This window comes from Rhodococcus sp. NBC_00297 (assembly GCF_036173065.1).
GTDB lineage: Bacteria > Actinomycetota > Actinomycetes > Mycobacteriales > Mycobacteriaceae > Rhodococcoides.
In genome coordinates, this window is the sequence record NZ_CP108041.1 from 2126987 (window position 1) to 2149016 (window position 22030).

At 68.4% G+C, this 22030-nt stretch carries 25 protein-coding genes; 11 read left to right on the forward strand and 14 right to left on the reverse strand.

Annotated features, from left to right (window positions below):
* Nucleotides 1–17 precede the first annotated feature (17 nt).
* A complete protein-coding gene (locus OG947_RS10210; RefSeq protein ID WP_328813846.1) occupies nucleotides 18–1160 on the forward strand; it encodes an NAD(P)/FAD-dependent oxidoreductase in 1143 nt (380 codons plus the stop codon).
* Nucleotides 1161–1171: 11 nt separating this feature from the next.
* Here OG947_RS10210 and corA read toward each other — a convergent pair whose 3' ends face one another.
* The gene (gene corA, locus OG947_RS10215; protein ID WP_328813847.1) at nucleotides 1172–2188 is read right to left on the reverse strand and encodes a magnesium/cobalt transporter CorA; all 1017 of its coding nucleotides are present in this window, start codon (nucleotides 2186–2188) and stop codon (nucleotides 1172–1174) included.
* A gap of 178 nt (nucleotides 2189–2366) precedes the next feature.
* Here corA and OG947_RS10220 point away from each other — a divergent pair, with 178 nt between their 5' ends.
* From OG947_RS10220 to OG947_RS10230, 3 genes are all read left to right on the forward strand, one after another.
* Nucleotides 2367–3464 (forward strand): ferredoxin reductase, encoded by a 1098-nt coding sequence (locus tag OG947_RS10220; protein WP_027506602.1) that lies wholly within the window; start codon nucleotides 2367–2369, stop codon nucleotides 3462–3464.
* A 38-nt stretch (nucleotides 3465–3502) separates the two neighbouring features.
* Nucleotides 3503–4918: a fatty acid desaturase family protein gene (locus OG947_RS10225; protein ID WP_037186465.1), complete on the forward strand. Its 1416-nt coding sequence runs from the start codon at nucleotides 3503–3505 to the stop codon at nucleotides 4916–4918.
* Nucleotides 4919–5039: 121 nt separating this feature from the next.
* On the forward strand, nucleotides 5040–7235 hold the full coding sequence (locus OG947_RS10230; protein ID WP_328813848.1) for a putative bifunctional diguanylate cyclase/phosphodiesterase: 2196 nt from the start codon (nucleotides 5040–5042) through the stop codon (nucleotides 7233–7235).
* Nucleotides 7236–7239: 4 nt separating this feature from the next.
* On the opposite strand, the gene OG947_RS10235 is transcribed toward OG947_RS10230, so the two are convergent.
* The 8 genes from OG947_RS10235 to OG947_RS10270 form a co-directional block, all read right to left on the reverse strand.
* Complete coding sequence (locus tag OG947_RS10235) at nucleotides 7240–7503, reverse strand: lipopolysaccharide assembly protein LapA domain-containing protein (protein ID WP_056443214.1); 264 nt, start codon at nucleotides 7501–7503, stop codon at nucleotides 7240–7242.
* Nucleotides 7504–7714: 211 nt separating this feature from the next.
* A complete protein-coding gene (locus tag OG947_RS10240) occupies nucleotides 7715–7885 on the reverse strand; it encodes a CsbD family protein (RefSeq protein WP_027506598.1) in 171 nt (56 codons plus the stop codon).
* 108 nt (nucleotides 7886–7993) lie between these two features.
* Nucleotides 7994–8683 (reverse strand): ZIP family metal transporter, encoded by a 690-nt coding sequence (locus tag OG947_RS10245; RefSeq protein ID WP_027506597.1) that lies wholly within the window; start codon nucleotides 8681–8683, stop codon nucleotides 7994–7996.
* 67 nt (nucleotides 8684–8750) lie between these two features.
* Nucleotides 8751–9050 carry a DUF202 domain-containing protein gene (locus OG947_RS10250; protein WP_027506596.1) on the reverse strand — a complete coding sequence of 100 codons (300 nt, stop codon included), beginning with the start codon at nucleotides 9048–9050 and terminating at the stop codon, nucleotides 8751–8753.
* Nucleotides 9047–9400, reverse strand: coding sequence for a YidH family protein (locus tag OG947_RS10255; protein WP_231476430.1), 354 nt, complete (start codon nucleotides 9398–9400; stop codon nucleotides 9047–9049). The genes OG947_RS10250 and OG947_RS10255 overlap by 4 nt, the downstream gene beginning before the upstream one ends.
* A gap of 45 nt (nucleotides 9401–9445) precedes the next feature.
* Complete coding sequence (locus OG947_RS10260) at nucleotides 9446–9823, reverse strand: DUF5313 family protein (RefSeq protein ID WP_204869587.1); 378 nt, start codon at nucleotides 9821–9823, stop codon at nucleotides 9446–9448.
* A complete protein-coding gene (locus OG947_RS10265) occupies nucleotides 9820–10290 on the reverse strand; it encodes a MarR family winged helix-turn-helix transcriptional regulator (RefSeq protein ID WP_328813849.1) in 471 nt (156 codons plus the stop codon). Before OG947_RS10265 ends, OG947_RS10260 begins: the two co-directional genes overlap by 4 nt.
* A 544-nt stretch (nucleotides 10291–10834) precedes the next feature.
* The gene (locus OG947_RS10270; protein ID WP_328813850.1) at nucleotides 10835–11422 is read right to left on the reverse strand and encodes a hypothetical protein; all 588 of its coding nucleotides are present in this window, start codon (nucleotides 11420–11422) and stop codon (nucleotides 10835–10837) included.
* A 158-nt stretch (nucleotides 11423–11580) separates the two neighbouring features.
* Here OG947_RS10270 and OG947_RS10275 point away from each other — a divergent pair, with 158 nt between their 5' ends.
* Complete coding sequence (locus OG947_RS10275) at nucleotides 11581–12285, forward strand: response regulator transcription factor (protein ID WP_027506592.1); 705 nt, start codon at nucleotides 11581–11583, stop codon at nucleotides 12283–12285.
* Entirely contained in the window at nucleotides 12282–13658 is a 1377-nt protein-coding gene (locus OG947_RS10280; protein ID WP_328813851.1) for a HAMP domain-containing sensor histidine kinase, read from the forward strand. Before OG947_RS10275 ends, OG947_RS10280 begins: the two co-directional genes overlap by 4 nt.
* Here the strand turns inward: OG947_RS10280 and OG947_RS10285 are convergent.
* Nucleotides 13642–14889 (reverse strand): multidrug effflux MFS transporter, encoded by a 1248-nt coding sequence (locus OG947_RS10285; protein ID WP_373425259.1) that lies wholly within the window; start codon nucleotides 14887–14889, stop codon nucleotides 13642–13644. The two genes, OG947_RS10280 and OG947_RS10285, sit on opposite strands and share 17 nt — an antisense overlap.
* Before the next feature lie 77 nt (nucleotides 14890–14966).
* Between OG947_RS10285 and OG947_RS10290 the strand changes: the two genes are divergently transcribed.
* The 4 genes from OG947_RS10290 (at nucleotide 14967) to OG947_RS10305 (ending at nucleotide 17572) form a co-directional block, all read left to right on the forward strand.
* The gene (locus OG947_RS10290) at nucleotides 14967–15407 is read left to right on the forward strand and encodes a MarR family winged helix-turn-helix transcriptional regulator (protein WP_027506590.1); all 441 of its coding nucleotides are present in this window, start codon (nucleotides 14967–14969) and stop codon (nucleotides 15405–15407) included.
* 37 nt (nucleotides 15408–15444) lie between these two features.
* Nucleotides 15445–15984 (forward strand): thioesterase family protein, encoded by a 540-nt coding sequence (locus OG947_RS10295; protein WP_051613550.1) that lies wholly within the window; start codon nucleotides 15445–15447, stop codon nucleotides 15982–15984.
* Between the two features lie 66 nt (nucleotides 15985–16050).
* Entirely contained in the window at nucleotides 16051–16809 is a 759-nt protein-coding gene (gene modA, locus OG947_RS10300) for a molybdate ABC transporter substrate-binding protein (protein WP_328813852.1), read from the forward strand.
* Between the two features lie 10 nt (nucleotides 16810–16819).
* On the forward strand, nucleotides 16820–17572 hold the full coding sequence (locus OG947_RS10305) for an NADPH-dependent F420 reductase (RefSeq protein ID WP_081821384.1): 753 nt from the start codon (nucleotides 16820–16822) through the stop codon (nucleotides 17570–17572).
* Nucleotides 17573–17578: 6 nt separating this feature from the next.
* Here OG947_RS10305 and OG947_RS10310 read toward each other — a convergent pair whose 3' ends face one another.
* The 3 genes from OG947_RS10310 to OG947_RS10320 are packed head-to-tail and all read right to left on the reverse strand — an operon-like array spanning nucleotide 17579 to nucleotide 20486.
* Nucleotides 17579–18154, reverse strand: coding sequence for a DUF6518 family protein (locus OG947_RS10310; protein WP_328813853.1), 576 nt, complete (start codon nucleotides 18152–18154; stop codon nucleotides 17579–17581).
* Nucleotides 18139–18936 (reverse strand): enoyl-CoA hydratase-related protein, encoded by a 798-nt coding sequence (locus tag OG947_RS10315; RefSeq protein ID WP_328813854.1) that lies wholly within the window; start codon nucleotides 18934–18936, stop codon nucleotides 18139–18141. Before OG947_RS10315 ends, OG947_RS10310 begins: the two co-directional genes overlap by 16 nt.
* Nucleotides 18933–20486 carry a thiolase C-terminal domain-containing protein gene (locus OG947_RS10320; protein ID WP_328813855.1) on the reverse strand — a complete coding sequence of 518 codons (1554 nt, stop codon included), beginning with the start codon at nucleotides 20484–20486 and terminating at the stop codon, nucleotides 18933–18935. Before OG947_RS10320 ends, OG947_RS10315 begins: the two co-directional genes overlap by 4 nt.
* 44 nt (nucleotides 20487–20530) lie before the next feature.
* Between OG947_RS10320 and OG947_RS10325 the strand changes: the two genes are divergently transcribed.
* Entirely contained in the window at nucleotides 20531–21142 is a 612-nt protein-coding gene (locus tag OG947_RS10325; RefSeq protein WP_056443188.1) for a TetR/AcrR family transcriptional regulator, read from the forward strand.
* Here the strand turns inward: OG947_RS10325 and OG947_RS10330 are convergent.
* Nucleotides 21139–21990 carry an SDR family oxidoreductase gene (locus OG947_RS10330; RefSeq protein WP_222626243.1) on the reverse strand — a complete coding sequence of 284 codons (852 nt, stop codon included), beginning with the start codon at nucleotides 21988–21990 and terminating at the stop codon, nucleotides 21139–21141. The two genes, OG947_RS10325 and OG947_RS10330, sit on opposite strands and share 4 nt — an antisense overlap.
* Between the last annotated feature and the right edge of the window lie 40 nt (nucleotides 21991–22030).

Here is a 22030-nt window from a genome sequence, read left to right on the forward strand (position 1 = left end):
GCCTACCCTCGACCGCCATGACCACCGATGTCGCCTCTCGAGCCCTCGACGTACTGGTGATCGGCGGCGGTATCGCGGGTGCCTCGCTCGCCTGGGAACTCTCGTCCGATCGAACCGTGTGTCTCCTCGAAGGGGAGTCGACCCTGGCGATGCACTCGACCGGGCGGTCGGCTGCGATGTTCCTCGAGACCTACGGCAACCACGTCATCCGTGGCCTGACGACGGCGAGCAGGGCCTTCCTCGTGGACCCGCCGGACATGGTGCGCGGAACGGTCATGACTCCGCGCCCCTTCGTGCAGTTCGCACGTCCGGGTCGGGGCGACGCTCTCGCGGAGATGTTCACGACTCTGCGGACGCTGTCTCCCGATGCCCGCCTTCTCGAGACTGCCGAGGCGGTGGACCGGGCGCCGCTCCTGCGGCCTGCGGCAGTCGAGGCGGCCATCGTCGAACCGGGCGCACTCGACATGGACGTCGACGCGCTGCACCAGGGCTTCCTGCGCGGAGCACGCCGCCGCGGATGCACCGTTCGTACCGGGGCGCGGGTCGTCGCGATCGACCGCGTCGGCGAGCAGTGGCGGGTCGATCTCTCGACCGGCGACACTCTCGTCGCCACGGTGGTGGTGAACGCGGCGGGTGCCTGGGCGGACGACCTGGCCGACCTCGCAGGCGTACCGAGGATCGGCCTGCAGCCGCGACGACGCACCATCGCCGTGATGGACGCGCCGCCCGAGATCGCCGACACCCACCACCCGCTGATCAGCGACATGGACGAGTCGTTCTACATCAAGCCGGAGGGTGTCCGTCTGCTCTGTTCCCCTGCCGACGAGACACCGTGCCCGCCCGGTGACGCGAAGCCCGACGATCTCGAGATCGCCCGCGCCCTGGACGAGATCACGGAGGCGACCGTGGTGACGAGCCGCCGTGTCCGGTCGTCGTGGGCCGGTCTGCGCTCTTTCGTCGCCGATCGCACACCGGTGGTGGGGTTCGACCCGAGCGTGGAGGGCTTCTTCTGGTGCGCGGGTCAGGGTGGGTACGGCATCCAGACGTGCGCGGCACTGGCGCGCGTCGGTGCGGCGCTGGTCCGCGGCGAGCCGCTACCGGCCGATGTGACCGACCGGGGCGTCACCGCGGAGGACCTGGCGCCGGGCCGGCTGCGCTGAGCCGCACGGGGCTAGAGCCACTTCTGTCTCCGGAACACGATGTACAGCACGCACGACGCGGCCAGCATCGCGCTGACAGCCGCCGGATAGCCGAACGTCCAGCTCAGCTCCGGCATGTGCTCGAAGTTCATGCCGTAGATGCCGGCGATGAGAGTCGGCGCGAAGAGGATGGCGCCCCAGGACGAGATCCGCTTGACCTGCTCGTTCTGTTCCAGACTCACCTGGGTCATCGCACGCATCTCGTCGTTCTGCCGCTGACCCACCAGGGTGGTGTGCACCGACAGGGCGTTCTGCAGGTTGGCGCGGAACGAGTCGACGCGCTCGGTGATGCGGATCGCGTGGTCGAGCACGTCGCGCAGGTTGCGCCGCAGCTCGATGTCCACGTTGTACTTCTCCGAGCCGCGGCCGAGGGCCTCGATCATCGACACCAGCGGGTGGGTCGCGCGCTGGAACTCGATCACCTCGCGGGAGAGCTCGTAGATGCGACGGGAGACGTCCGGGTCGCCGGTGAACAGCTGGTCGTCGATCTCGTCGATGTCGTTCTCCAGACCGGCGACGACCGGTTCGTACTCGTCGACCACCTGGTCGAGGATCGCGTACAGCACGGCCTCGGTTCCCAGTTCGAGCAGCTTCGGCGCACCTTCGAGCCGTTTACGGACCACGCCCAGGTCGGGTGACTCGGCATGGCGGATGGTGACGACGAAATCGGGACCGCAGAACACGTGGAGCTCGCCGAACTCCACCTTCTCGGTCTCGTCGATGTAGCGCGCGGGGTGCAGGACGACGAACAACTGATCGCCGTAGCGTTCGAGCTTGGGCCGCTGGTGCGCTTGGACGGCATCCTCGACCGCCAATCGGTGCAGCCCGAATTCGGTTGCCACCGAGTTGATCTCGGTCTTGTCGGGACGATACAGCCCGATCCACGCCATGCCGCCGCACGCCCGCAGGAGCTCGTACGTGCGATCCAGACTCTCCGGCTCGTCGGTACGCGCCCCGTGCACGTACACGGCGTTGTCCACGATCGGCACAGTTCACCCCTCGTCGTCGCACGTCCGCCGCCCGTCGGGCGGCTACCAGGACGCTCGCATCCAAACCTCGGACACGAATCTTCGTCCACCGAGACGACGGAAGCGAAACGGACTCGTTTCTGTCCACAATCGTCCGTTTACGGACGCGGATCCGCGCCGTGGCGATAGCGTGTGACCTGTGGCAGAACGCGGCGCACGACCCCAGGTTTCGGTACTCCGCCGAACCATGCTCAAGGCATTCAAACATCTGTCGAACCCGCTGAGGCCGGACGACTACTTCGAGATGATCAATCCGTTGTGGACCACCCAGGAGCTCCGCGGGAAGGTCGACCGGGTCGAGAGGGAAGGCACCGACGCGGTGTCGGTGTTCATCAGGCCCGGGTACGATTGGGGTGGGCACCAGCCCGGCCAGTACCTCCGACTGGGCGTGGTCATCGACGGCCGCTATCACTGGCGCGCCTACTCGATCACCTCCGACCCGCACGGCGACCACGGCCTGATCTCCGTCAGCCCCAAGCTGGTTCCCGAGGGCACGGTGTCCCCGTACCTGGTGCAGGGCATCAAGCCGGGCGACATCGTGCGACTGAGCGAGATCGAGGGAGTCTTCACCCTCCCCGATCCCGTGCCCGCCAAACTGCTCTACATCAGCGCGGGCAGTGGCATCACGCCGATCATGAGCATGTTGCGCGAACTCGACCACCTCGACGCCATGCACGACGTCGTGGTCATCCACTCCGTGCACAGTCGCGACCAGACGATGTTCTCCGAGACCCTCGAGCGCCTCGATCGCAAGCACTCGTCGCTGCGTCTCGACCTTCGGGTGACCGAGGAGCGAGGTCGGATGAAAGCCACCGATCTGGACGAGTTGTGCCCCGACTGGCGTGAGCGCGAGGCATTCTGCTCCGGTCCAGGCGACCTGTTGGACGATCTGCGCGACTACTGGAAATCCGAGGGTGACCCGGAGAAATTCCACTACGAAAGTTTCCAACCCGTCATCGGTGGCGGTGACGAAGAAGGAGAGGGCGGCACTGTCCGCTTCATCCGTAGCGACACCGACGTCGAATGCGACGGAGGCACACCCATTCTCGCGGCCGGGGAGGAAGCGGGGCTGGATCTCAAGTTCGGTTGCAGGATCGGCATCTGCCACACCTGCACCGGAACCCTGAAGAAGGGACGTTTGAGAGATCTACGTAATGGGGAAGTCTCCGAGCCTACGGGGCAGGCGGTACGCATCTGCGTGAACACCGCCGAGGGAGATATCGAAATCGATCTCTGACGAGACCGATTCACATGCAGTAACAGGGAGGGTTCGTCATGAGTATCGACACCGGGAAAAAGACCGAAGTGTCCATCGAGAGTCCGCTCGCACATCTCAGCGAAGAGACCATCGAACAGCTTGCCAAGGAATTCGACGCCATTCACGACGAGGTCTACGCCGACCTCGGTGAGCGCGATCGCAACTACATCACCACGGTCATCGCGGCGCAGCGCCAGCTCGCTGTCGCGGGGCGCGTGATCCTCTTCGGCTCCAAGAGCCGCACCGCCTGGGTGGCCGGAACGGCCTGCCTGGGTGTGGCCAAGATTCTCGAGAACATGGAGATCGGCCACAACGTCATGCACGGCCAGTGGGACTGGATGAACGATCCGGACATCCACTCGTCGGTGTGGGACTGGGACACCGCGTCCACCGCCGAGGCCTGGAAGCACTCGCACAACTACGTGCACCACACGTACACCAACATCCGCGGCAAGGACAAGGATCTCGGCTACGAGATCATGCGGATCGACCCGAACCAGCCGTGGTCGCCCGTCTACCTCGCGCAGCCGTTCTACAACCTGCTGCTGATGGCCTTCTTCGAGTGGGGCGTCGCGCTCCACGACCTCGACATCGAGGCCATCCGCAAGGGCGAGAAGCCCATGAAGGACCTGCTCACCGATCTGCGCGGTATCGGGACCAAGGCGCGCCGTCAGATCGTCAAGGACTACATCGGCTGGCCCGCGGTCAGTGCGCTCGCCTACGGCGCGGTGCAGGTCGTCTCGGGTGGACGCGTCTCGGGCGCCGGCAAGTCGAAGCTGGGTGCGCGGTTGCGCTCGCTGAGCTCGTCGAAGGCGACCAACTCCGTGGCCAAGGTTCTGGACAAGCACGGTGCCGGCATCGAACGCACCTTCGTCGCCACGGTGACGGCGGACTTCGTCGCCAACATCATCCGCAACCTGTGGTCGCACGGCATCATCTTCTGCGGTCACTTCCCGGACCAGGCGTACACGTTCAGCAAGGAAGAGACCGAGAACGAGACCCGCGGCGGCTGGTACGTCCGCCAGCTCGTCGGAGCGGCCAACATCGAGGGCTCGTCGCTGTTCCACCTGATGAGTGGCAACCTCAGTTACCAGGTCGAGCACCACCTGTACCCGGACATGCCCAGCACCCGGTACAAGGAAGTCGCGCCGAAGATCAAGGACATCTGCGAGCGCTACCAGCTTCCGTACAACTCGGGCCCCTTGATGAAGCAGTGGGGATCGGTGCAGCGCACCATCATTCGGCTCGCCTTCCCCGGCGGCAAGATGGCCCCGAAGCCCGGACCGTACCGCGGCGAGCGCGTCGGGGGTTCCTCGTCGAAGCCCAGCGAGGCGGCTCGTTTCCGCAACCGCGTGCCGGCGGGTCACCCCGACTCGGGCCCCGAGCACAACGGTGGCGGTGTCGAGGCGAAGCTTCCTCCGCGCGGGGAGTGACGACGCGCTGCCGGTGACGGCAGCACTGATCTGACGAACGAGTGGTTTCGACCGGCGTTCTCTGGATACCCGAGTGGATCGGGCCGGAGACGCCGGTCGTTTCCCATTTCGGAGGTCGTTCGTGGCGCTCGACGGCCTGGACCCCGCCCTTCTGACGGGTGTGTTCGAGAACGCGCCCGAGCTGGTGTCCCTGTCCGCACGGGACGGCCGCATCCTCCACTTGAACCCGGCGGGCCTCGCGCTCGTCGGCGCACCGTCACTCGACGCCGTGCTCCGCCTGACCACGGCGAACTTCTTCTCCGACGTCGGTCTGCTCGCTGCGCCCGACGTGGAACGATCGCTGCACACCACCGGCCACTGGCAGGGTGTCGGCGAACTCCGGCGGCTCGACACCGGAGAACCCGTACCGGTCTCCATCTCGACGTTCCTGGTTCCCGCGGGTGAGCGCGACGAGCCGGTGATCGCGTCGATCATGCGTGATCGACGGCTGCGAACCAGTCACGAGAGCGCCCTCACCGACGTCCTGGAATCGGCCGCCCACCGGGCTCGCGAGCAGAGTGCTGTCGGCCTGTTGGGGCGGCTCGCGGTCGACGGTGATCTGACGACCATTCTGGACGCGACGACCAGCGCCGCCTCGTCGTTGATGGGTACGGAGTGCGCGTCGATCGCACGCCTCGACGACACCCGCACCGCGTTGCGCGTCGTCGCCTACAGCGGGGTGAGCGAGCGGCCCGAGGTGTTCGGAACCGGTACCCGCTCGGCTCCGGGCCTCGCCCTCTCCTCCGGCACGGTGGTCATCTGTTCCGACGCGCGGACCGAGTCGCGATTCGACACCACGACGATGCGCTCGCGCGGACTGCTCAGCACCGTCTGCGTCCCGTTCGACTCCACGCCTCGGCCCGGGGTGCTGGCCGTGCACAGCGCGGCTCCGCGGGAGTACACGGATCGGGACGTGACGTTCCTGCGGACGGCCACGGACATCCTGGTCGCGGCGATCCGGCGTATCGAGCTCGAGAACGAACTGCGGTACCGATCACTCCACGATCCGCTCACCGGTCTGGCCAATCGAGCGCTCGCGTACCGACGTATCGACGAGGCCGTGGCTCGCGCCGCGGACAGCGAGACCACCGTCGCGGTCCTGCTGGCCGACCTGGACGACTTCAAGACCGTCAACGACAGCCTCGGACACGTGAGTGGAGACGCGGCGCTGATCACCTTGGCGCGCAAGCTCGAGCGCACGGTGGCGGTCGGCGACACGGTGGCGAGGCTGGGCGGCGACGAATTTCTCGTCGTGTGCGACCACGTGGTGGACGAGGCCGACGCGCGGAGCCGGGCGGTGCGCATCTCGACAGCGCTGGCCACCGTCGATCCGCAGAGCGATCAGCCCATCCCGTTCAGTGCGAGCATCGGAATCGCCGTGGCCGGTGACGATGTGCCCTCCGCGCAGGAGATGGTGCGCCGCGCGGATCTGGCCATGTACCGCGCCAAGGGCACGGCTCCCGGGACCACGGACGTGTACGACGTGCGCGATCGCTACGAGGCCGATCGCGTGTTCCGACTCGCCGCAGACCTCCGACGATCTCTCGTGGACGGCGAACTGCGGCTCGTCTACCAGCCGATCGTCGACCTCGTGACGGGCGCCGTCGTCGCCGCCGAGGCCTTGGCTCGCTGGGATCATCCGACACTCGGCAGCGTCTCGCCTCGTGAGTTCGTCGCGGTGGCGGAGCGCACCGGCGTGGTCGGACACCTCGGCCTGTGGGCACTGCAGACCGCGTGCACGGATGCGGTGCGCTGGCCCGAGGACGTCTCGGTACGCGTGAACGTGAGCGCCCACCAGCTCAACGATCCGGACTTCGTGCAGTCGGTCCGACGCACTCTCGACGCGACCGGCCTGCCGGCGACGCGTCTCGGGTTGGAGATCACCGAGACCGTGTGGGTGAAGGAGAACGCCCGCGTGGCCACCACTCTCGAGGCGCTGCACGCGATGGGGGTGTCGTTCGCACTCGACGATCTGGGAACCGGCCACAGCAGCATCGCGTATCTGGACCGTTATCCGATCTTCGACTGTCTCAAGATCGACGGGTCGTACGTCAACGCGCTACCCGGTGCGAGACCACACGCCATCGTGGCCGCGATCGTGTTGTTGGGCACTGCATTCGGAGTGGACGTGGTGGGTGAAGGCATCGAGACCGCCGAGCAGGCCGAGGCGTATCGCGCATGCGGCGGTCGCCTCGCACAGGGCTTCCATCTGGCGCGCCCGATGCCCGCTGCGGCGATCGAACAACTCCTACGAGAGGGTGTCCGATCGCCGCGGTGACGCGCTACTTGACGGCGCGTCGGACCCGGACCGCGCCCGAGATGGTCCAGGCGATGACGGCACCGACGACGGCGGCACCGAGGAGTGCGACACCCTGTGCCAGATCGAAGTTCCACCCGATGAAGTTGATGGTCGTGTGCACGGTGTTCTGCAGGATGAAGATCACCAGTGCGATCGTGAGGAGCAGCGCGATCAGGAGAGACAGCTTCGAGACGAAGCCTCCGGCACGGCGACGTCCGGTGTGTGCGTGGGTGGTGGTGTCGGTCATGGTGGTGCCTTTCGCGATGTCGCCGGTCCTGGCCGGCGATCGAGTGAGCGGATGCTCGAAGGAGTGATGGTCCGCGGACCCGCGGAAGAAACATGTCCGTTCGGTCGGTTCGAGCGAGGTGTGCGTCGAACCCGACAGTGTCCGGACACACCACGGGCGGCGATGGACCCGCTGAGGGTCCGGCGCCGCCCGGGTGTGGAGTGGTGCAGTCTTACTTGAAGGTGTCCTTGACGTTCTCGCCGACCTTCTTCACGCCGGCCGAACCCTGGTCCTTCTTGCCCTCGGCCTCGAGGTCCTTGTTGTTGGTGGCGTCACCGACAACTTCCTTGGCCTTGCCGATGGCGTCTTCTGCTGCGTTCTTTGCCTTGTCGACGATTCCCATGATGAAACCTTTCGTTCGGAGCGACGGCGGGTGACCATCGCGTTCTGAAAGGTGAGTCGAGGCCCGGCGCGGAAAGCGCACGTCCATGCAGAGTGATCCCGGTCACAGCTACCCGCCGAGTGCGAACGCCACGAGAAAGCCGAGCGCGGTGGACATGCCCACCCACCAGCCGCCGTCCTTGTAGGCCTCGGGCATCAGGGAGTCCGCGAGCACGGCGAGAGTGGCACCGCCCGCGAACGCCTGGACCGTCGAGATGCCGACCTCCGGGACGGCGTCGGACAACTGGTGGCCCAGTACGGTGACCACCACGAGCACGACCGCCGTGGCCGTCCACAGGGTCATCGCCCGAGCCGCGGAGAAGTCGTGTCGGTCCCGCATCAACGATGCACCACCGACAGCCTCCGGAACGTTGCCCACCGCGACCGCCACCAGCAGCACCAGCCCGCCACCGGACGTCAGGGAGACACCCAGCGCGGTGTTCTCCGGGACTCCGTCGAGGATCGTGCCGAGCATCAGTGCCCACCCGATCGCTGCGGGCCCGAGCTTGTTCTCGATCAGATGGCTGGCCACGACGTACACACCCGCGCCCAGGAACAGCGCCGCGCCCGCGACGAGGATGCCGGCCTGACGGAACGCCGGCTCGAACAGTTCCGACGACACGGCGGCGATCATCGTCCCGGCACCGAAGGCCATGAGACCGGCCAACACCCGCTTCGGCAGTGTCCACCGCAGCCCGATCGCCGCACCGATCACCAGGGGAAGCGCCGTGCCGATGCCGTACAGGGCGGCGGTCAGCATCTCGATCGTCTCGTCACCGGCGGGGAGTACCCCGGTCCGCGTCGTCGAGTCATCCGATGACCTGCTCTCACAGACCCAGCGCGGTGACCACTGCCAGCAGGACGACGACGACGGGCAGGACGACGAGCCGGCCTGCGGCACCGGGGAGCACGTCCCGGTCCATGCCGTCGACGAGTCGGGAATGGGTCCTCGTCGAGAACACGACCGACACCATCGGAAGCGCAGCGCACAGCACCGCGATCGCGACGAGCGGCGGATGATCTCGCACCGCACGAGCGACGATCAGAGCCGTGACCGCCATGGTCAGTGCGGTCCGCACCCGAGCGAGCGTCGTGCGCTCGGCCTGCAGGCCCGGTGCCTCCGTCACAGGTACAGCCCCACCGCGAACGCCACCACGGCGATCACCAGACCCCCCGCGAGCAGCGCCGCCGCAGCGGGTAGAGGCAGTGACGCCCGCCGGCGCATGGCCGTCTCGATACGGATCCAGCGCACGAACGACCCGACGGCCAGCACCGCCGCGAGAGTGAGCAGCCCCAGCACGAGGGTGGTTCTCAGCCACGGAGGCAGCAGATCCCCACCGAACGCCTCGAGTGCCGCGGCCGTGGCCACGAGGCCGAGTGACGTCCTGATCCACGCCAGGAACGTCCGCTCGTTCGCGAGCGTGAATCTCGGATCGGGGTCACTGCCGTCGCGCAGTCCGGTCGGCCACAGTCGCACGGCACCCACTCTCGTCGGCGACGGCCCGCAGGGCCACAGCGGGTGTCAGCGGTTGGGGTGCCAGCGCTCGTAGGCGCGGCGTTCCGCCTCGTCCCGCGCGACCTTCTTCGGGTTCTGCAGGTCCGGCGACAACCCGTGCGCTTTGAGACGACGTCGACGGTTGGGTTCCATGTACGCGGCGGCGTAGAACAGCGCGAGCAGTACCGCCAGCAGGATCATCGCGCCGCGCAGCCACAACTCACCGGGGAACAGCAGGAACGCCGCGAAGATGGGGAGAAACGGCACCATGCTGCGCAGCAGATGACGCGGAACCGCACGATCACCGATCAGGTCCTCACGCACCCAGGCCTGCATGGACAGGGGCAACGTGCGGCCGAACGAATAACCGATCCACTGCAGCGGCCCCGGGCGAGTCCTGCTCATCGTGTGCTCCTCCGCTCGGTCGACAGTGCACCGGCCGCGATGGCCGCGGTGTTGATCCGGGTGAGCACCGCGTGGAGTTGTTCGAGCTCGCTCACGTCGACACCCAGAGATTCGATGACGGTGCCCGGTATGGACTCCGCCGAACCTCGCAACTGTCGCCCCTCGTCGGTCAGGTCGATCACCAGCCTGCGCTCGTCGGTGTCGCTCCGGCGCCGGGTCAGCAGACCGTCGGCGTCGAGCCGCTTGAGCAGCGGCGTCAGCGAGGCGGGTTCGAGTTGCAGAGCCGACGCGATCTCCCCCGCCGACATCGGTGCCCGCTCCCAGAGGGCGAGCATGACGAGGTACTGCGAGTGCGTCAGTCCGAGCGGTTCGAGAATCGGCCGGTAGACCGAGAGCACCGCGCGGTTGGTGACGGCCAGGGCGAAACACACCTGACGGTCGAGCGCGAGGGGGTCGGCGGTGGTCACGGGTCCATCGTACGCTGATAGTGAGAGTACGTACTGTTCGATGGCTCACGGTTGGCTGGGCGGGGTGCTGTCGGTCGGGGGGGTCGGCGCTGTGGGCGATGCGGTAGGCGATTGCACACCCCTTACTGCAGGTGAACATCCACTGCGGCCGGCTGAACGGGGTGCACGACGCTGGGGCCTGTGCGGGTCGGGTGCGGCGCTGATCGCGGACGCGCAGCCCCGAGAGGGGGGCCACGATTCGGGCTGGTGGTGCCGGGCACCGGGCGATGCGCACCCCTTCCTGCAGGCGAACACCCACTGCGGCCGGTTGGACGGGGTGCATGGCGCTGGAACCCGTGCGGGTCGAAGGACGGCGGTGATCGTGGACGGTCACCCCCCGCAGAGCGGTGGCAGAAGTCCACGATTCGGGCGGATGGGTTGGGCACCGGGGGATGCGCACCCCTTGCTGCAGGTGAACACCCATTTCAGCCAGTTGAACGGGGTGCACGACGCTGAAACCTGTGCGCGTGGTGCCGGCAACGCGTGCCGACACCACGCGAGATGATCAGGGTGTGGGGGCCTCGCACTCGGCCGGTGCGGGAGCACCCTCGGGCGCCGGAGCGCCCGGCGCTGCGCCCGGACCCTTACCTGCAGGCCCGTGACCGGCCGGACCACCATGGCCGGGGCCCGCCGGGCCACTGTCAGGACCGCAACCGGGCGCAGGCGGAGCCGGCGCGCCCTCGGGGGCAGCCGGTGCACCCTCGGGGGCAGCCGGTGCACCCTCGGGCGGAGTCGGAGCATCCTCACCCGCAGCAGGCGGAGTGGGAGCACCCTCGGGCGGAGTCGGAGCATCCTCACCCGCAGCAGGCGGAGTGGGAGCACCCTCGGGGGCAGCCGGTGCACCCTCGGGCGGAGTCGTGGCACCCTCGGGCGGAGTCGGTGCACCCTCCGGCGGGGCCGGAGGCGTCGCGCACGTCGCACCGGCGTCGGGTGCCGCAGCGTCGGGTGCGGGCGCCGAGGCGTCGGGCACCACGCTCTCGGAGACCGGGGGCGCCTCGCCCGGGCCGTCGGCGGACGCGGTTCCCACCGCTCCGAGGAGCAGCCCACCGGCGAGCACTGCTCCGGCGATCAGTCGGCCTGTCCTGACACGCATGACTCTTGTCGACATTGTCGTCCTCATCTCTCGTCGGCACCGGGCGGCGCCGTTCGTGAGGTCGACACTCGATCGTGGACCTGAAGCCTGCCTGAAGTCGCGGCGATCAGGGCCTCGTCTTCAGCAAGTCTTCAGCTCGGGACCCGCATAGTGGTGTCGTGACCGAACGGCGACCCGCAGCGACCCCGAGAATCCTCGTGATCGAGGACAACGAGACGTTGCGGCTGTCCGTGTCCACCGCGATCGCGGACCTGGGTGCCGACGTCCGGTCCGACGCGGACGGTTCCGCGTTCGAGGCCGCGCTCGCGAACCATCGACCCCACCTCGTGGTCCTGGACATCATGCTTCCCGGCCGGGACGGACTCGAGCTCCTGCGGGTCGCGCGCCGCAGCAGCGACGCGGCGGTGCTGATGCTCACGGCGCGGGACTCGGTGTCCGACCGCGTCACCGGGCTCACCGCCGGTGCAGACGACTATCTGGTGAAACCGTTCGCGATGGCGGAGCTCCTCGCCCGCGTCACCGCGGTGCTCCGACGACACGGCGCGGTCGCCACCTCGATCGAGTGCGGAGACGTGTCGGTGGACACCGAATCGGGCGACGCCAGTCGGGGCGGCAACGCCCTCAACCTGACGGCCACGGAGTGGAAGCTGTTGTCCTACCTCGCAGCTCAGCGCGGGCGAACGGTGTCCAAGACCCAGATCCTGACGCAGGTGTGGGGGTACGACGCATACGACGAGAACCTCGTCGAGGTCCACATCAGCGCGCTGCGTCGCAAGCTCGAGGAGTTCGGCCCCCGCATCCTCCACACCCGGCGCGGCATCGGCTACGTGTTGGCCGCCGACACCGTGAGTCCGACGGCATGACGACCCCACCCCGTCGCGGTCTCCGCACCGGATCTCTGCGCCTGCGATTGCTGGTGTCGGTGATGTCGGTGGTGCTCGTCCTGCTCGTCGGCATCGTCGTGGCGACGACGGTGTTGCTGCAACGCCAGCTCGAGGCCTCGGCGGGAGACAGCCTCGCCGGCCGCACCGCCACCGCGCAGCAACTGCTGGACAACGGTGCCGATCCCACCGAGATCGTCTCCGCCACACAGGGAGAAAACGTGGCGGCGCAACTGGTGACGACGGACGGCCGTATCGTCGGCGACCTCGCGCTCCGAGCGACGACACCGCCACCCGCACTACGCCCCCCGACGACGCCGGGAGACGGTCCCCCGCCGGGACCCCCACCGGGCCCGGAGGAGACGAGGCCGACGCGGGTCTCGACGACGACCCTGACCGACGGATCGGTTCTCACGGTCGCCGTCGACACGTCCTCGATCGACGCGGTGCAGCGGCAGCTGCTCGTGGTGCTGATTCCGTTGGTGCTCGTCGCGTCGGCGGTGGCGGCACTGCTCATGGCGGTGGTCGTCGGCGCATCGCTCCGACCGTTGCGCAGCATGACGGCACTGGCCCGTTCGATCACCCGGGGTAATCGCGGTGACCGACTCGCTCCCACCCGGTCGGACACCGAGCTGGGTGAGACCGCAACGGCATTCGACGAGATGCTCGACGAGCTCGAAGGAGCCGAGGCGCGCGAGCGTGCCACCGCCGATCGCACACGGCAGTTCGTCGACGATGCTGCTCACGATCTGAGAACGCCGGTCGCCGGGATCTCCGCCGCCGCCGAGACACTGCTGCGGGGCGGCGTCGACACCGAGCGCGACGTGCGGGAACGACTGCTGGCGTCGATGATTCGTGAATCACGCCGCGCATCCCGGCTGATCGACGATCTGCTGATGTCGGCGCGCACCGACGACGACGTGGAGTTGGATCGGCATGACCACGACCTTCTCGCTCTGGCCCGTGCCGACGCCGACCGGGCGCGGCTGCTCGCACCGGACTCGACCGTCGTGGTGACCGGCGAGAGCGTGGTCGCGCCGGTCGACGCCGCACGACTCGCTCGAATCCTGGCCAACCTCACCGACAACGCGTTGCGCCACGGACCACCGGACGGCGTCGTCACCGTCGACGTGCGCGACGCCGGTACCACCGCGACGATCCGGGTGTCCGACGAAGGACCGGGCATCGGCGCTCAGGATCGCGAGCGGATCTTCGACCGGATGGTGCGGCTGGACTGCGCTCGCACCTCGGAGGGATCGGGACTCGGCCTCACCATCGCCCGAACCTACGCGCGGGCCCACGGCGGCGACGTCGTGTACGACGGCACCGCCTTCGTCCTCAGTGTGCCTCGGTGACCGACTGCTCTGTGGGGGAACGGGTTCCGAACACCACCCCGCCGAGGCCGATGATCGCGCTGACGAGCATGGTGACGGCCATGGGCACCGCGGTGCCTTCGCCGCCGAGTCCCACCAGCGGCGAGATGACCGCGGCGAGGCCGAACTGGGCCGCGCCCATGACGGCCGATCCCGTGCCCGCGGCCCGGCGCGCCTCTCCCAGTGCGAGAGTCGTCGCGTTGGCGATCACCAGACCCAGGCTGGCGACGGCGAACCACAGCAGTACCAGGGTCGCCCACAGGTAGGGCCCGACCACCGCGTCGACGACGAGCAGCGCCGAGAACGCGACCATCGAGACGAGACCGATGCGCAACAGCGCTTCCGGACGGACGCGGTCGACGAGCTTGGCGTTGGCACCACTGGTGACGACGATGCCGAGTGCGTTGGCCGTGAAGGCGATGGAGTACCACGTCGTCGAGAGCCCGTGCACCTCCTGCAGCACGAAGGGCGATGCGGAGATGTAGGCGAACATGACGCCGAAGCCGAAGGCGAACGCGCCCGCATAGCCCAGGAATCGCTTGTTGGACATGACCTCCCGTGCGTCCGCGATCATGGTGGAGAGTCCGCCCGTGCTGCGGAGCTCGGCGGGATGACTCTCCGGCAGGAGTGCGAGCACACCCACGAACATCAGGACGGACACACCGGCGAGCACCCAGAAGACGCCGCGCCACCCTGTCAGACCGATGACCGCACCGCCGAGCAGCGGGGCGATGACGGGAGCGACTCCGTTGACCAGCACGAGGAGGCTGAACAGTTTCGCGGCCGCCGCGCCGCGTGCACGGTCACTGATGACGGCGCGGGAGAGAACGACGCCGGCGGCGCCGGTGAAGCCCTGGAAGAACCGGAACACGGTGAGCCACTCGACCGTCGGAGACCACGCGCACAGGATGGTCGCGATGATGGACACGAAAGTGCCCACGAGGAGCAAGGGGCGTCGACCGAAGCGGTCGGACAGCGGCCCGATCACCAGGTTGCCGATCGCGAGACCGACGAGGAACGTCGTGAGGGTCAGCTGGATCGCCGTGGCGCTGACACCGAACTCCTCGGCCATGCGGGGGAATGCCGGCAGATACATGTCGATGGACAGGGGCGCGACGGCGGCAAGGAGCGCCAGCATCGCGATCACGCCGGACGCCACCGGCCGCGCGGCGGTCGAGTCGACGGTGTCGCCGGACCGAGTGTCGACGCTCATCGGGTGGCCTCCGTATTGGATATAACTTTATACATACTCACATGAGTAGAATGTCAGTCATGGCGTCTGGAAGTCCAGTGAGCGAGTCCGATGTGATCGACATCGCCCGCGAGGTGCGGGCTCTCGTGTGGTCGCTGCGCCGATTCGGCGAACGACAGTCCGGACTGCCCGCCCTCCCCCATTCCGAACTCGAGGTTCTGCGTGTGGTGGTCAGCCACGAAGGGACCACCGTCTCGGACGTCGCCCGCATGCTGGGCCTGCACAGCAGCAACGTCAGCACGACGGTGCGACGTCTGATCGACAAGGGGCTGCTCGCGCGGGACACCGATCCCGGTGACAGACGGTCGAGTCGGCTGCATTCCACCGCCACGGCACGTCGACACGGTGAGATGATCGACGACGTGTGGATCGACGCCGTCGGACGCCGACTCGCGGCCATGTCAGCGGAGGATGCGGCTCTGCTGACCCGTGCCGCGCCGCTCCTCGCGCACCTCACGTCCATGCCGACCGAACCCTGACGACTCCGCGGGGCGACCGAACCGTCATAGTGACGCCATGCTGATGTCGCTCCGCCTGCTCCGACAGATGGCGCCGTGGCGCACGGGACGCGGGCCGGTACGGGTCGACCCGACCCGTACGTGGTTCCGCGTCGCACCGTCCGATCTGGACGTGCTGATGCACATGAACAACGGTCGATACCTGTCCGTACTCGACGCGGGTCGAGTCGACATGTTCGTGCGCGGTGGCCTGTGGCGAGCCCTGCGTGGACGCGGGTGGCATCCCGTCGTCGCGTCACAGACCATCACGTACGTCCGCTCCCTCACCCTGTGGACGAAGTTCTCGGTGTCCACCCGCTTCCTCGGTGTCGACGCGAAGAACGCCTATCTCGAACAGATCTTCGACGTCGACGGACGTGTCCACGCGACCGCGATCGTCGCCCTCAGGTTCCTCGACGACAGCGGATCCTCGGTACCGACCGACGACATCGTCGCCCTGTTCGACGGCGATGCAGCCCCACTTCGCCGCCCGGACGCAGAGATTCCGCTCGGCCGACGCACTCAGCATCTCGTGGTCGCCGCATTCGAGGACGTCTGACCCCTCCGGGCGCGCATGCTCCTATATGGTCTCCTTCGAACCGCATCTGCGGCGAAAGGAGCCGACATGGTCACGACGAGGATCGCAGTGCTGGGGTGCGCGGCGGTGGTGGCACTGTCGCTCACGGGGTGCTCCTCGCCCGGACCGGCCGAAGACGGCATCACCGTGTTCGCTGCCGCGTCGCTGAAGGCGTCGTTCACCGAGCTGGGTGAGCAGTTCGAGCAGACCCGCCCGGGTACCACCGTGACGTTCACGTTCGCGGGGTCGTCCGATCTGGTGTCCCAGTTGTCGCAGGGTGCGCCCGGGGACGTTCTGGCCTCGGCGGACACGATCACCATGGACAAGGCACGGGACGCCGAGTTGATCGACGGTGACCCGGTCACGTTCGCGACCAACACTCTGACGATCGTCACTCCGCCGGGCAACCCCGCCGGGATCGACTCGTTCTCGGACCTGGCGACGTCCGGGGCCACGGTCGTCGTGTGCGCGCCGCAGGTTCCGTGCGGTGCCGCCACCGAGAAGATCGAGACGGCCGCCGGGGTGAGCCTCACCCCTGCCAGCGAGGAATCGTCCGTGACGGACGTTCTGGGCAAGGTCACGTCCGGTCAGGCCGATGCCGGCCTGGTCTACGTCACCGACGCGGCCGGCGCCGGTGACGCCGTCGTCACCGTGCCGTTCCCGGAGGCATCGGGCGCGGTGAACTCCTATCCCATCGCCGCACTGGCCGACTCCGGCGCACCGGACATCGCGAGCGCCTTCGTCGACTTCGTCTCCGGTCCCGACGGACGGACGGTGCTGGCCGACGCCGGGTTCGGCGCGCCCTGAGAGACCGCCGGTGCGCCGAGGATCCGCCGCCACGGGGGAATCATTCCCGCGCGGACGGGGTTGGCCGAACGAGACGTTCGTTGCACGACCGAAGGAGAAGCACGTGAAGATCGGCATCATCGGAGCAGGCGACATCGGCGGAACCCTGACCCGACGGCTGCGCGCCGTGGGCCACGAGGTTGCCGTCGCCAACTCTCGGGATCCGGAGACCCTCGCGGATCTGGCGTCCGAGACCGGCGCCACCGCGGTCTGGGCGAAGGACGCCGCGACCGACGCGGATCTCGTCATCGTCAGCATCCCGCAGAAGAACACGCCGGACCTCGCGTCCGGCATCCTCTCGGCCCGCAAGCCCGGTGCTCCGGTGATCGAGACGAACAACTACTACCCGCAGCAGCGGGACGGCAAGATCGACGCGATCGAGGACGGCACACCGGAGAGCGTGTGGGTCTCGGAACTGCTGGGCGAGCCGGTCGTGAAGGCATTCAACGGAATCTGGTGGAAGCACCTCCTGAACAAGGGCGTCCCGGCCGGCACAGAGGGCCGCATCGCGCTGCCGATCGCCGGCGACGATGCCGACGCCAAGAAGATCGTGTCCGCCGTCATCGACGAGATCGGCTTCGACGTCGTCGACGCCGGATCGTTGGCCGACTCCTGGCGCCAGCAGCCGGGTACACCCGTGTACGGCAAGGACTTCGGAGTCGACGCGACGGTCGATGCGCTGGCGCAGGCGACCCCGGAACGCACCGCGGAGTGGAAGGCCTGACACCCCTCAGGTGGTGAGCACCGCGTCGTAGGCCCAATAGGCGCCGAACAGCGCACCCGCCACCGCGGCGGCACCGAGTCCCGCACGGACTCGTGTCGCCGCGGTGCGGCAACACGCCGGCACGAGGATGCCCGCCAGCGCGGCTTCCACGAACCAGTGCGGACCGCCGACCACGACAGTCCCGTACACGGCCTCACCGAGCACGATCCCCGCCATGACCACCGTCCCGCTCACACGGCGGTCACGCCCGACAGCAGCACCGGCTGCGCCGCACACCGCCCCCGCACCGAGTCCGACGAGGACGAAGACCAGCACTTCCCGCGCAGGGATCACGTTCGGCGACAGCAGGATCCACACCAGGACGAGCGCGAGCATCGACGCGACTCCGACTGCCACACCGCGTCCGTGCGGGGACCGGGCCGCCACCGCGAACGGCACCAAGCCCCACAGCGCACTCGTGTTCACGAGCGCATCCCACGGCGGCGGCACGATGGTGAACAGAACCACGAGGGCCACACCCGCAGCGGACCCGAGCGCGGCCGCCGCGACGAGACGTCGTGCGCCGATCAGCGCCCCGTCCACCGGGGTTCGCGCTTCTCCATGAACGCCATGATCCCCTCGACCGTGTCGGAGGACGTGGACAACTGCGCGAGCGCGCGGTCGGTCTCCTCCCATGCGGCCGCTTCGGACGGGATGCGCCCGTCGACGATGCCCCGGGCGATGACCTTGCTGGCGCGGATCGCGAGAGGCGCTCCCGCCGCGATGGTCTCCGCCAACCGAAGCGCCGTGTCGAGAACGGCGTCCGGTTCCACCACACGATTGACGAGTCCCCACCGCGCCGCGTCGTCCGCACTCATGGGCTCACCGGTGAGGATCAGTTCCATCGCGATCGCTCGCGGGATCGCGTCGACCAGCCGGAAGAGTCCGCCCGCTCCCGCGATCAGCCCGCGATGCACCTCGGGAAGCCCGAATCGTGCAGTGGTTGAGGCGATCACGACATCACCGGACAGCGCGATCTCGGTCCCACCGCCGAGTGCGATCCCGGTGACCGCGACGACGATCGGCGTGGAGATCGGGTGCCTGGTGACTCCGGCGAAGCCCCAGTGTGCCGTCTCCGGAGGGGTCACGCCGTCGGGACCCCGCGTGCCGAGTGCCTTCAGATCGGCTCCGCCGCAGAAGGTGCCGGAGCCCGCCGCCGTGAGGACGACGGCACGGATCGACTCGTCGCCGTCCGCCAGTTCCCACGCCTCGCCCAGCAGGGTGTGCACCTCTGCGTTCACGCTGTTGGCCGCGGCGGGGCGGTTCAACGTCACCAGCAGCACGTGTCCGCGCCGTTCCGTGAGAACCACGTCCTGATCGCTCATGCCCGTACTCCCCTGCCGTTCGCCGTGATCGAGTCGAGGGTGATGTCCAGGTTCCCGCCCTCGTCCACCACGTCGATCGTGAGGCCGACCGGTGAGACGTCGCGGTCGGTGACCACTCGATGAAGCGCCGCCGCGGCGTCCAACCCGGTACGACCGGCGATGCGGTCACCCTCGGGTGTGCGGGCGATGACGAGCGCCTGTTCCGGTTCCCCGCCGCGCCCGAACATGACAGTCGCCGTCTCGAGGGTCGCGCGACCGCTGTGGCCGTGCGTCACGGGTACCGCTGTCGCCGACACGGTCACCGCATCGGGGTTCCCGACGTATCCGGCCTCGTGCGGATCGGTCGACAACAGGACGGTGTGCTGGTGGGTGAGGTAGCCGCCGTTCGCATGCACCATCGCGATCGCCGGAGCGCGTCCGCCGCGGGACTGTCGCAGCAGCCGAGTCGATTCCGCGACCGCGTGCAACGAGTAGCTGCTGAGCGGCCCACCGAAGAACGAGTGGCCGCCCAGGACCGTGGGAGTGGCATCCGACGACAGTCCCAGCTCGTCCATCAACAGGAGAGGGACGACGGGAAAGCAGCTGTAGGCATCGACGAAGGAGAGATCGGCACCCGCGACACCCGCCGCGGCGAGGGTGGTGCGCACCGCCGCGCGGAGCGCCGGTGAATGATCGAAGGTGCTGCGCGCCATGATGTCCGGGGCATCGGACGCACCGGCGCCGCCCCACAGGTACACGATGCGGTCCTCGTCCACCCCGGCCGCGCGCGCTGCCGCCAGCGAACACACCAGCACCGCGGCGGCCTGGTCGACGAACGGCATGGCGTTCATGGCGAGGGGATAGCAGTCGGACACCGCGCGGTTCGACGCGTCCACGCCGGCGATGTCGTCGGGCGACCGCTCGACCGGACTCCACGCGACCGGATGTCGCGCCGCGACAGCGGAGAACCGCGAGTACAGCTCTGCCGACGCCGTCAGTGACTCGCTGGGTCGCAGACCGAGACGGTCGGCCCGAGCGCGGTCGAACAGCGGATAGATCTGGACGGGGGCGAGGATGCCCGCTCGCTGCATCTCGGCGCTGCCGAGGTCGTCCGGTGCGAAGGTCGGCGGGCCGCCCGGTGCGACGGCCCAGCCGAGCTCGACGGGATCCGTTCCGGCTTTCGTCAGTGCTCGCACGGATGCCTGCGTCTCGCCGCCGACGACGAGTGCCACGGAGCTGCGACCGCCGGCGATGTCGTGCCCCACTCGGTCCATCAGGCGCGCGGGGTGGTGACCGCCGATGGTGCTGGTGGACCGAGTCGGCGCGGATGCACCCAGCCGTGCGGCGATCAGAGCCGGGAGATCGTCGTAGTTCCAGCTCGTCGTGCGCACGGCGTGGATCGCGTCCACCGCGGCGCCGAGCGCCGACGTTCCGCTGTCGTCGAGCGCAGCACGGACCGCGCGCAGCACGAGCTCCATCGGCTCCACGGGGTCGGCCGCAGCGCCGGCGCTGCCGGACACGACATCGCCCACACCCACGACGACCGGAATGCGGTCTGCTTCCTGTGACATGGGATCACCTTATTACAGACACCAGTTGTCTGTAATCTGATGGCATGGAGTCGACCGACGGCACGGCGCGACGGGGGCGGCCACGCGACCCCGCCATGGAATCGCGGGTGTACGACGCCGTCGTGGACGTGTACTGGCGCACCGGGTGGGCGGGATTCACCATCGATGCCGTCGCCAAGAGCGGTGGCGTGGGCCGCGCGGCGATCTACCGTCGGTGGCCCACCAAGGAGGCACTCCTCACCGGGGCTCTGGAGACCGTGCTCCCCCTCGTCGACCCCATCGACACCGGCACCCTGACAGGCGATCTCACGGAACTGGCTCGTCAACTCCTGCGGGGCTACCGAGACTCCTCGGGGCTCATCGCCGTGCGCGTGGCCCTCGACGCCCGCGTGTATCCCGATCTGCTCGAGGCGCTGACCGCCACCATCAGCACGAGCAGATTCGTCGCGACCCGAGACATCGTCCGCCGCGCCGTGTCCCGCGGCGAGTTACCGGAACACGTGCGGACCACACTGCTGCTCGAGATGCTCACGGGCGCCGTTCTGAGCCGAGTGTTGTTCGCACACGATGCGACCGAGGCGCCGTCCGCCGCCACCGCGGACGACGCGTACATCGACGGACTGGTCGACGCGGTGCTGGCGAGCGTGCGCCGCTAGCGCGTCGACTCGGGAGCGGACGACTGCCCGCGCGCCCTGTCCTCGTACGCGCGACGCCGTTCCGCGTCCACGTCGCCGAGGAAGATCTGCTCGGATCCGAAACGGCGACTGACGAACTCACCGAGTCGGCGCGGCATGAAGCGCTGGCTGACGACGATCGCGCCGGCCGAGGCCGGGATGCGCACCTTGGGTCGCGGCTTCTCGACGAGCCGGACCACCGCCTGCGCGATGTCCTCGGGTTCGGCCTTCTTCATGAAGGGCACGTCTCTCGTTCCCGCCGTGAGTTCGGTGTTGACGAACCACGGCAGGACCAGGGAGAACTCGACGCCCGAGGATCGGTACTCCACCCTCGCCGCCTCGGTGAACGCGATGACCGCAGACTTGCTGGCGCAGTAGGTGGCCAGGCCTGGCGCCACCGTCTCACCCGCCATCGAGGCGATGGAGACGACGTGTCCGCGCCGTCTCGGCACCATGCGGTGCAGCGCCGACTTGGTGCCGATGATGACGCCGTGCACGTTCACGTCCATGATCCGGCGTGCCACCGCGTCCGGCTCGTCCGTCAGCGCCCCGACCGGCATGATTCCGGCGTTGTTGACCAGGACGTCGACCGGGCCCAGCTCACGCTCGACGCGGTCGAGGAAGGCGTCGAAGGACGCCGGGTCCGTGACGTCCAGTGCTCCGTGCAGGTGCACCCGCGCGGACTCGGCCCCGGCGGCGAGGGCGTCCGCGTCCACGTCCCCGATCGCCACCCTGGCGCCGGCGGCGACGAGCGCGCGCGCCGTCGCGAGGCCGATTCCCCGTGCGCCACCGGTGATGGCGATGACTCGTCCCTGCAGTGATCCCGTCATCGTCTTATTACAGACACGCAGTGTCCGCAAAGTCAAGGGT

Bases quoted from the DNA above. Each gene is read 5' to 3' on its own strand.
- OG947_RS10235 (WP_056443214.1), bottom strand. From the start codon at position 7,503: ATGACCGACACCACCACCCACGCACACACCGGACGTCGCCGTGCCGGA.
- OG947_RS10240 (WP_027506598.1), bottom strand. From the start codon at position 7,885: ATGGGAATCGTCGACAAGGCAAAGAACGCAGCAGAAGACGCCATCGGC.
- OG947_RS10325 (WP_056443188.1), top strand. From the start codon at position 20,531: ATGGAGTCGACCGACGGCACGGCGCGACGGGGGCGGCCACGCGACCCC.
- OG947_RS10270 (WP_328813850.1), bottom strand. From the start codon at position 11,422: ATGCGTGTCAGGACAGGCCGACTGATCGCCGGAGCAGTGCTCGCCGGT.
- OG947_RS10225 (WP_037186465.1), top strand. From the start codon at position 3,503: ATGAGTATCGACACCGGGAAAAAGACCGAAGTGTCCATCGAGAGTCCG.
- modA (WP_328813852.1), top strand. From the start codon at position 16,051: ATGGTCACGACGAGGATCGCAGTGCTGGGGTGCGCGGCGGTGGTGGCA.
- OG947_RS10210 (WP_328813846.1), top strand. From the start codon at position 18: ATGACCACCGATGTCGCCTCTCGAGCCCTCGACGTACTGGTGATCGGC.
- OG947_RS10260 (WP_204869587.1), bottom strand. From the start codon at position 9,823: ATGAGCAGGACTCGCCCGGGGCCGCTGCAGTGGATCGGTTATTCGTTC.
- OG947_RS10285 (WP_373425259.1), bottom strand. From the start codon at position 14,889: ATGAGCGTCGACACTCGGTCCGGCGACACCGTCGACTCGACCGCCGCG.
- OG947_RS10280 (WP_328813851.1), top strand. From the start codon at position 12,282: ATGACGACCCCACCCCGTCGCGGTCTCCGCACCGGATCTCTGCGCCTG.
- OG947_RS10320 (WP_328813855.1), bottom strand. From the start codon at position 20,486: ATGTCACAGGAAGCAGACCGCATTCCGGTCGTCGTGGGTGTGGGCGAT.
- OG947_RS10315 (WP_328813854.1), bottom strand. From the start codon at position 18,936: ATGAGCGATCAGGACGTGGTTCTCACGGAACGGCGCGGACACGTGCTG.
- OG947_RS10245 (WP_027506597.1), bottom strand. From the start codon at position 8,683: ATGCTGACCGCCGCCCTGTACGGCATCGGCACGGCGCTTCCCCTGGTG.
- OG947_RS10330 (WP_222626243.1), bottom strand. From the start codon at position 21,990: ATGACGGGATCACTGCAGGGACGAGTCATCGCCATCACCGGTGGCGCA.
- OG947_RS10295 (WP_051613550.1), top strand. From the start codon at position 15,445: ATGCTGATGTCGCTCCGCCTGCTCCGACAGATGGCGCCGTGGCGCACG.